This is a genomic window from Brachybacterium sp. ACRRE (genome assembly GCF_022346485.1).
GTDB lineage: Bacteria > Actinomycetota > Actinomycetes > Actinomycetales > Dermabacteraceae > Brachybacterium > Brachybacterium halotolerans.
This window is the reverse complement of the sequence record NZ_JAKRMO010000104.1, coordinates 1-8,234: the sequence shown is the minus strand read 5'-3', so window position 1 is coordinate 8,234 and position 8,234 is coordinate 1. Positions and strand designations below refer to the sequence as shown.

At 66.3% G+C, this 8,234-nt stretch carries 7 protein-coding genes; 6 read left to right on the top strand and 1 reads right to left on the bottom strand.

What is annotated here, in order from left to right; translation table 11 throughout:
* Positions 1-189: 189 nt before the first annotated feature.
* The 6 genes from MHY49_RS18405 (at position 190) to MHY49_RS18380 (ending at position 7,528) form a co-directional block, all read left to right on the top strand.
* Positions 190-1,352 (top strand): IS3 family transposase gene (locus tag MHY49_RS18405; RefSeq protein WP_239206595.1). Its coding sequence is split into 2 segments (ribosomal slippage): positions 190-471 and positions 474-1,352, totalling 1,161 coding nucleotides; the frame shifts between segments, so codons are not numbered across the junction.
* Between the two features lie 173 nt (positions 1,353-1,525).
* Positions 1,526-2,134, top strand: a complete 609-nt coding sequence (locus tag MHY49_RS18400) for a class I SAM-dependent methyltransferase (protein WP_370646218.1) — start codon at positions 1,526-1,528, stop codon at positions 2,132-2,134.
* Positions 2,135-2,274: 140 nt separating this feature from the next.
* On the top strand, positions 2,275-2,700 hold the full coding sequence (locus tag MHY49_RS18395) for a MerR family transcriptional regulator (protein ID WP_239206590.1): 426 nt from the start codon (positions 2,275-2,277) through the stop codon (positions 2,698-2,700).
* 197 nt (positions 2,701-2,897) lie between these two features.
* A complete protein-coding gene (locus tag MHY49_RS18390; RefSeq protein ID WP_239206588.1) occupies positions 2,898-4,379 on the top strand; it encodes a SulP family inorganic anion transporter in 1,482 nt (493 codons plus the stop codon).
* A gap of 91 nt (positions 4,380-4,470) precedes the next feature.
* Positions 4,471-5,640: an MFS transporter gene (locus tag MHY49_RS18385; RefSeq protein WP_239206586.1), complete on the top strand. Its 1,170-nt coding sequence runs from the start codon at positions 4,471-4,473 to the stop codon at positions 5,638-5,640.
* A gap of 535 nt (positions 5,641-6,175) precedes the next feature.
* The gene (locus MHY49_RS18380; protein WP_239206584.1) at positions 6,176-7,528 is read left to right on the top strand and encodes a rhodanese-like domain-containing protein; all 1,353 of its coding nucleotides are present in this window, start codon (positions 6,176-6,178) and stop codon (positions 7,526-7,528) included.
* A gap of 188 nt (positions 7,529-7,716) precedes the next feature.
* Here MHY49_RS18380 and MHY49_RS18375 read toward each other — a convergent pair whose 3' ends face one another.
* Positions 7,717-8,124 carry a DUF302 domain-containing protein gene (locus MHY49_RS18375; RefSeq protein WP_239206582.1) on the bottom strand — a complete coding sequence of 136 codons (408 nt, stop codon included), beginning with the start codon at positions 8,122-8,124 and terminating at the stop codon, positions 7,717-7,719.
* Positions 8,125-8,234: the final 110 nt, after the last annotated feature.

Sequence of the window (8,234 nt, the reverse complement as noted above, 5' to 3'; positions counted from 1 at the left end):
CCTCGCGGGCCTGACGGTCGTGGACCATGCGCACGGCACGGTCACGGAGCTCTGGGCTGAACTTCTTGGGCATACTCCGATTCTCCTTCGTGAGACTCGGAACGGAACCCAGGGCGCTTCAGACTGATGCGCGGGTAGGTGTCACATGATCTGTGGCGCTGAGCAGCGTCGCAGGGAAGGATGTGCATCATGCCCGCTCCTTACCCCCAGGAGTTCCGTGACGACGTCGTCCGTGTCGCGAGGAACCGTGAACCTGGCCAGAAGCTCTCCCAGATCGCGACGGACTTCGGGATCTCGGAGTCGTGCCTGACGAACTGGATGCGCCAAGCAGATGTCGACGGTGCCCGTCCCGGCACGACCTGGGAGGAGTCCTCTGAGCTGCGGGATCTGCGTCGTCGGAATCGGCTGCTGGAGCAGGAGAACGAGGTCCTGCGTCGCGCGGCTGCCTATCTCTCGCAGGCGAACCTGCCGGGAAAAGGCTCTACCCGCTCGTGAGCGAGCTCGCCGCTGACGGGATCCCTGTCGCGGTGTCCCTGCGGGTCCTGAAGCTCTCCCGCCAGCCCTACTACCGCTGGCGGAAACAGCAGGTCACCGCGTCCGAGCTTATCGAGGCCCACCGGGCGAACGCCCTGTTCGACGCCCACCGTGACGATCCCGAGTTCGGTTACCGGTTCCTCGCCGGCGAAGCGGAAGCGGCTGGCCAGCGCATGTGTGAGCGGACCGCGTGGCGGATCTGCCGAGATAACCAGTGGTGGTCAACCTTCGGCAAGAAGCGGGGGAAGAACGGGAAACGACCCGGACCGCCCGTTCACGACGACCTGGTCCAGCGGGACTTCTCCGCTGATGACGTCAACGAACTGTGGCTGACGGACATCACCGAGCACTGGACCGATGAGGGCAAGCTCTACCTCTGCGCCATCAAGGACGCCTTCTCCGGTCGGATCGTCGGTTACTCCATCAGCGACCGGATGAAGGCGCGCCTCGCGGTGAACGCCCTGGACAACGCGATATCTCGTCGTCCAGGCGCTGCTGGATGCATCGTGCACTCGGACCGCGGGAGCCAGTTCCGGTCACGGAAATTCGTGCACGCCCTGAACCGTCATCACCTCATCGGATCGATGGGGAAAGTCGGCGCTGCCGGGGACAACGCCGCGATGGAGTCCTTCTTCGCCCTGCTCCAGAAGAACGTCCTGAACCGCAGGCGTTGGCGGACCCGAGAAGAGCTGCGGATCGCGATCATCACCTGGATCGAGCGGACCTACCACCGTCGTCGCCGACAGGCTCGCCTGGGCCGATTGACCCCCATCGAGTACGAGACCATCATGAACCCGACCGTCAGCCTGGCGGCCTAACCACAGCTGACACCTGATCGCGCATCAGTCCCCAATGGGTACTGTCGCGGTAAGGCGGGACCGATATCTCACAGTGGAGGGCGAGAGATTTGACTGACTATGAAGGATTCGCGCAGGCCTACTCCAGTGCTAACGAGGACAATCTGCTGAACGCTTGGTATGAGCGACCAGCGATGCTCAACTTGGCGGGGGAGGTGGACGCGCTTCGTGTCCTCGACGCTGGCTGTGGGTCTGGCCCCTTGGCCTCAGCATTGAGGGACCGTGGCGCCATTGTGAGCGGATTCGACCTCAGTCCCGTCATGGTCGATTTGGCCCGCGAGCGGCTGGGCCATGATGCTGACCTGCGGGTGGCAGACCTCGGTGAGCAGCTGCCCTATGCCGATGACGCGTTCGACATCGTGGTCTGTTCGCTGACGATGCACTACCTCAAGGACTGGGCCGGCCCGCTGGCCGAACTTCGGCGCGTACTGCGCCCTGGCGGTCGGCTGGTGCTTTCCGTGCCCCACCCCGTGGTTTACCTGTTCAACTACCAAGAGCGGGACTACTTCGCGCTCACCCAGTACTCCGAGGAGTTCGAGTTCGCGGGGCAGAGTGCCACCCTCACGTACTGGCATCGCCCACTCCACGCTATGACGGACGCTTTCACCGAGGAGGGCTTTCGGATCGCCGCTGTGAGTGAGCCGCCGTGGTCGCCCGACACGCCCACCGACCTGCTGCCGCCCAACGCGAGTGAGCGAACCGCCTTCGTGTGTTTCCTGTTCTTTGCTCTCGAGGCACCCTGACCCACGGCCCTAGGGGTGCGCCATAAACGGTCGGCTGTGACACAGATCTACTGTCGCTCTGGGGTATACCCGACTGTTACACCGTACTGCGGGGAAGTGGGCTGAGCCGGAGGGCGGCAGGGGTGGGGCAGACTGGCGCCATGAGCGAAAAGGACGGCCGCCAGGAGTTGCTACACATCGGTGTGGTCGCTGAGCGCACCGATCTGAGCCTGCGGACGCTGCGTCATTACGACGAGATCGGATTGGTGACGCCGTCGGAGCGGAGCGAGGGTGGGTTCCGGCTCTACTCGGAGCAGGATGTCGATCGGATCCTGCTGATCCGGCGGATGAAGCCCCTCGACTTCACGCTCGAGCAGATGCGAGAGCTGCTCGACGTCACCGAGGCAGTCGCCCGCCCTGACGCGCCCGAGAGTGCTCATCGGAGGCTGCGGGAGTTCGAAGAGACTGCGATCGAGCGTCGCCGGGGGCTGGAGAAGAAGGTGGCGATGGCCGATGAGTTCCTCGCCCGCCTCGGCGATCTCTCCGCCCAGGCGACGCGGGACCGTACCGGTGGGGCTGCCGACTGACGTACCCCGTGTGATGCACGGCTCGTATCCAGGACGCCAACTCTCACGTAACGTAAGTGTTGGCCATTGGGTTCCCCACGGAAACGTTCCGTGCCGCCGGCACCCGCCTACCCCTCCCCTAGGACCCTCCTTTGACTTCTCTCCGCACTGAATCTGCCGATCAGGTGCAGCACTCCCAGCAATTCCCCGCGACCGTCATGTCAGCGCTCCGCAACCCGCGCATGCTGAAGACCGAGGTCCTCGCCGGTCTCGTTGTCGCGCTCGCCCTGATCCCCGAGGCGATCTCCTTCTCCATCCTCGCGGGCGTTCCTCCGCAGGTCGGGCTGTTCTCCTCGTTCGTCATGGCGGTCACGATCGCGTTCGTCGGCGGTCGGCCCGCGATGATCTCCGCCGCCACCGGCGCGATCGCCCTGGTGATCGCGCCCGTGGCCCGCGAGTACGGGCTGGACTACTTCATCGCCACCGTGATCCTCGCCGGGCTCCTGCAGATCGTCCTGGCTCTGCTCGGCGTCGCGAAGCTGATGCGGTTCATCCCCCGCAGTGTGATGACCGGCTTCGTCAACGCCCTGGCCATCCTCATCTTCACCGCCCAGCTGCCGCACCTCTTCGGGGACGACATCCCCTGGATCGTCTACCCCCTGGTCGTGGCGGGGCTGGCGATCATGGTCCTCGTCCCGCGTCTGACCACTGCGGTCCCTGCGCCGCTGATCGCGATCGTTGTGCTGACCATCCTCGTCGTCGTCAGCGGATGGAAGCTGCCCAACGTCTCCGACCAGGGCGAGCTGCCCGAATCGCTGCCGTCGCTGTTCATCCCCGACGTGCCCCTGAACCTCGAGACGCTGCAGATCATCGCCCCGTACGCCTTCGCGATGGCGATCGTGGGGATCATGGAATCGCTGATGACCGCCAAGCTCGTCGACGACATCACCGACACCCACTCGAACAAGACCCGCGAATCCTGGGGACAGGGCATCGCGAACATCGCCTCCGGGTTCTTCGGCGGTATGGGTGGCTGCGCCATGATCGGCCAGACCATGATCAACGTGAAGCAGTCCGGGGCCCGCACCCGGATCTCCACCTTCCTCGCTGGCATCTTCCTGCTCATCCTGGTCATCGCCCTGAACGACATCGTGGGTCTGATTCCGATGGCCGCGCTGGTCGCGGTGATGATCATGGTCTCCGTCGCGACCCTGGATTGGCACAGCATCCGCCCCTCGACCCTGCGCCTGATGCCGTGGTCCGAGACCGCCGTCATGCTGGTCACCGTCATCGCCACCGTCGCCACCCACAACCTCGCCATCGGCGTGGTCCTCGGCGTGATCACCGCGATGATCCTGTTCGCCCGCCGCGTCGCCCACCTCGTCAACATCGAGAAGGTGTGGGAGACCGACGTCGACGGCGACGGCGCCATCGACATTCGCCGTTACGCCGTGAAGGGCGAGCTGTTCTGGGCCTCCAGCAATGACCTGGTCTACCAGTTCGATTACGCGGGCGACCCCGAGACCGTCATCATCGACCTCACCGCCGCCGACGTCTGGGACGCCTCCACCGTCGCCGCCCTCGACGCCGTGCAGACCAAGTACGCCGCACGCGGTAAGGAGGCCCGCATCATCGGTCTCGACGGCGCCAGCCTGGAGCGCCTTGAGAAGCTGTCCGGGAAACTCGGCGACGGGCACTGAGATGCCCCCCTCTCGCAGGGACCTGCCTCCTCCGCGAGCACAACCCTCCCCGGGGCCGCTCTCGCGCATCCTGCCGGGATGGCCCACGGCCGTGGTCGCCGCCCTGGTCATGGGCGCGACCGCGCCGGGCCAGACCGCGGGGGTATCCGTCTTCATCAACCCGATGGTCGCCGATCTGGGGATCCCCCGGGCGCAGATCTCGACCGCCTACATGGTCGGCACCCTGTTCGGTGGCCTCATGCTGCCCTTCGTCGGCCGCTGGGTAGACCGCTTGGGTTCGAGGCGCTCGATGCTGGTCATCGGGATCGCTTTCGCGGCGGCTCTGGCGTGGATGGCCATCGCCCAGGACGTGTGGACCGTGGCGGTGGGATACATGCTGATCCGCTCCCTGGGACAGGGAGCACTGGGCCTGGTGGCCGTGACGTACGCGTCGCGATGGTTCGTCCGCCATCGCGGCACCGCGCTGGGCTTCGTGTCTGCTGCGGGCTCTGCCGGGATCTCGCTGGCGCCCGTCGGTTTTGAGCTGCTGCTGGTGCAGCTCGGATGGCGAACGGTGTGGATCATCGCGGGACTGGCCGTCGCCCTCGTCGTCGTGCCCCTCGCCGTTTTCGTCGTCCGCGACCGCGCCCCGGAACCCGCGCCCGCAGACGGATCCTCCCCGCTGCCCGGCGAAGTCGGCATGACCCGCAACCAGGCTCTCCGCCAGCCGTGGTTCTGGGTGCTGACCAGCAGTGTGGCCGTCTCCGGGATGTTCACCACCGCCGTCACGTTCCACCAGATCGACCTTCTGCAGCGCCACGGCCTCAGCAGCACAGCCGCGGCTGCGACCTTCCTCCCGCAATCCCTGGCCGGCATCGCGGCCACACTCGTAGCGGGCCGCTTGGCCGACCGGGTCAGTCCGCGCCTACTGATCGTGGCGGGCATGCTCATGCATACCTTCGCGTTCCTCTGGGCCACCTCCGTCGACCCCGGCTGGAGCGCGTTCGTCTACGGGCTAGCACTCGGAGCCGCCGGCGCCTTCGCCCGCACCGTCGAGATCGTCAACGTGCCCGACACCTTCGGAACCCGCCACCTAGGAGCGATCCGCGGCGTCGTTGCCGCAGTAGCCGTCGGCTCCACCGCACTAGGCCCCGTCCTGTTCGCCGCTCTCGAGGCCCGCACCGGCTCCTACACGACGCCCCTCGTCATAGCGGCCAGTGTCCCGCTCCTCATAGCCGTCTTCGCTCTCACTGCCCGCCGACCACAACTGCCCGCCAGATAGGGGGGACTGCCGCACGAGTTGGTGTCACCTCAACTAGACACATCTGCCACTTTGAGTACCACCCTGCGTGACGGCTACGTACCCGTAGGTCTCCCCGTCCCACAGGGTCCAAAACAGCAGTTCTGGGACAGATCTGCGCCGTGGGGTATACCCCAACTGGGCATCGTCGCTCTTCTTCTACAGCGGTCTTCTGAGAGTGGCACTGCACTGAGCGCGGCGAGCACCGCGGTCCGAGGATCGAACCGTCGCGCTTCCATGGCCCGCGAAGCACGCGCGGACCCCAAGCGAGTTCGATCGCTACGTCTGCGCAGCGCTCGTGCTGATGTCCCCGGCCGTCACCGCAGCTGCAACCGTCAATCCGCTCGTCACACCCCATGCCGCAGGGTTACCCGCCTCAGCAGGGTCATCCACCACGAACCGCGAAGGGCCGGGTTACGGCGGGTGGCTGATCTCGACGCATCGACCGCTCGACACCGTGGCTTTCCTGAGGCACCGTGTTCGTACAGTTCACCTCACGGCGTCGGGAGCGAAGTTCATGGATGTCATCGTCATCGAGACCCCGCAGCTCGGGGATCGCAGCTACCTCGTCCACGACGGGCAGGAAGGACTGGTCATCGATGCGCAGCGCGACATCGACCGCATCGAGGAAGCGGCAGGTCGCGCGGAGGTCGGGATCGCACTCGTCGCAGAGACCCATATCCACAACGACTACCTCACCGGCGGCCTGGCCCTGGCCCAGAAGCACGGCACGCCCTACCTCGTCAACGCCGCCGATGAGGTCTCCTTCGAGCGCACACCGATCAGTGACGGCCACACCATCCGCGTCGGCCGGCTCACGGTGAAGGCGGTGGCCACGCCGGGGCACACCCACCACCACCTGTCCTACGTGGTCACCCACGGAGACGACGAGGCCGTGTTCTCCGGGGGCAGCGTGCTCTACGGATCCGTCGGCCGCACCGACCTGCTCGGCGAGGAGCACGCCGAGCATCTGACTCGGGATCAGTGGAACTCCGCGCGCCGGCTCGGTGATGAGGCGAGCGAACGGGCCGCCCTGTACCCGACGCACGGATTCGGGTCCTTCTGCTCCTCCGGTCCGGCCACCGGCGCTGACGAGTCGACTCTCGGCGAGCAGTTCTCCACCAACCACGTCTACACCGATTCCGACCAACTGCACTTCGTGCGCGAGCTGCTCGCCAATCTCACGGCTTACCCGAACTACTACGTCCATATGCAGCCCACCAATGCGGCGGGGCCTTCGGAACCGGATCTCGAGATCCCCGACCCACTCACCGCGCAGGAGCTGACGGCGCGCCTGGACGCCGGGGAGTGGGTGGTGGATCTGCGTCATCGGGTCGCCTACGCCGCTGATCACCTGCATGGCACGGTCAGCTTCGAGTACGGGGACGGCGGGAGCTTCACCACCTTCCTGGGCTGGGTCTTCCCCTACGGCAGCCAGTTGACCCTCGTGGGCAGCCGTGACGGCGTCGAGAAGGCGATCCGGGACCTCTCCCGGATCGGTATCGACTCCCCCGACGCCGTCCTCGGCGAGGATCCCCGAGGCCTGGCACCGTCCGCGCAGATCTCGTCCTATCCGCGGGTCGACTGGCCCTCGCTCCTCGCCGACCGCCCGGAGGGCGAAGCGATCCTGGACGTGCGTCGGATCGAGGAGTTCCAGACATCGCACATCGATGGCGCGGTCAACATCCCGTTGCACGAGCTTCTGGTTCGGCTGGACGAGGTGCCGCCTGGCCGATTGTGGGTCCACTGCGGATCGGGCTATCGTGCCGGCGTGGGCGCGAGCCTCCTCGAGCGCGAAGGTCGCGACGTGGTGCACATCGACGGCAACTTCGACGACGCCGCCGGCGCCGGCCTGCCCATGGTCGGCTGACCACGGGCCGCCGGCATGAATGGCGCTGTGCATGATCGATGCCCGCACGGTCGGACCACCGGAGGAGACCTTCCCCTTCCGGCAGAGGCCAAGGGGGCGTGGTGCAGGCCCTCCAGATTCTCGGCGGGTGAGCTTTGTCCGCGACTGATCCGGTGCTCAGCACGGCTGGCCGGGGAGGGGTCGGGACGTCAGGCGGAGCGGCTCAACGTCGCCAGCGCTGCGCCCAGACGCGTGTCCGCGTCCTCAGCGACAACCCGGACCTGGTCGCTGTCGCTGAGCTGGACCATGACCCTCGGATCCATCGCCTCGACGAGGCTGCCGTCGCCACCGGCCCGGACGATCACATTGCAGGGCAGCAGTGCGCCCAGCTGCGGCTCTGCGGCGAGGGCTTGGCGAGCAAGGCTGGGGTTGCAAGCGCCGAGGATGATGTAGTCGCCGATCTCCTCGGCCGCATCTGCGTCGAGCTTCTTCTCGAACGTGGCGCGCATGTCGATCTCGGTGATGATCCCGAATCCCTGCTCGGACAGCGCTGCGCGCACGCTCTCGACGGCCTGCGCGTACGGCTGGTCGAGGGTGAGGTGATGCGTGTAGGTCATCGTCTTCTCCTTCGGGTCGTCGTGCCGGACCCCGATCATCTCGGGATTCGGGGTCTCAGGCCAGGGTCAAAAACAGCTTCTCGAGCTCCTTGCGGTCCAGATCCTTGTCC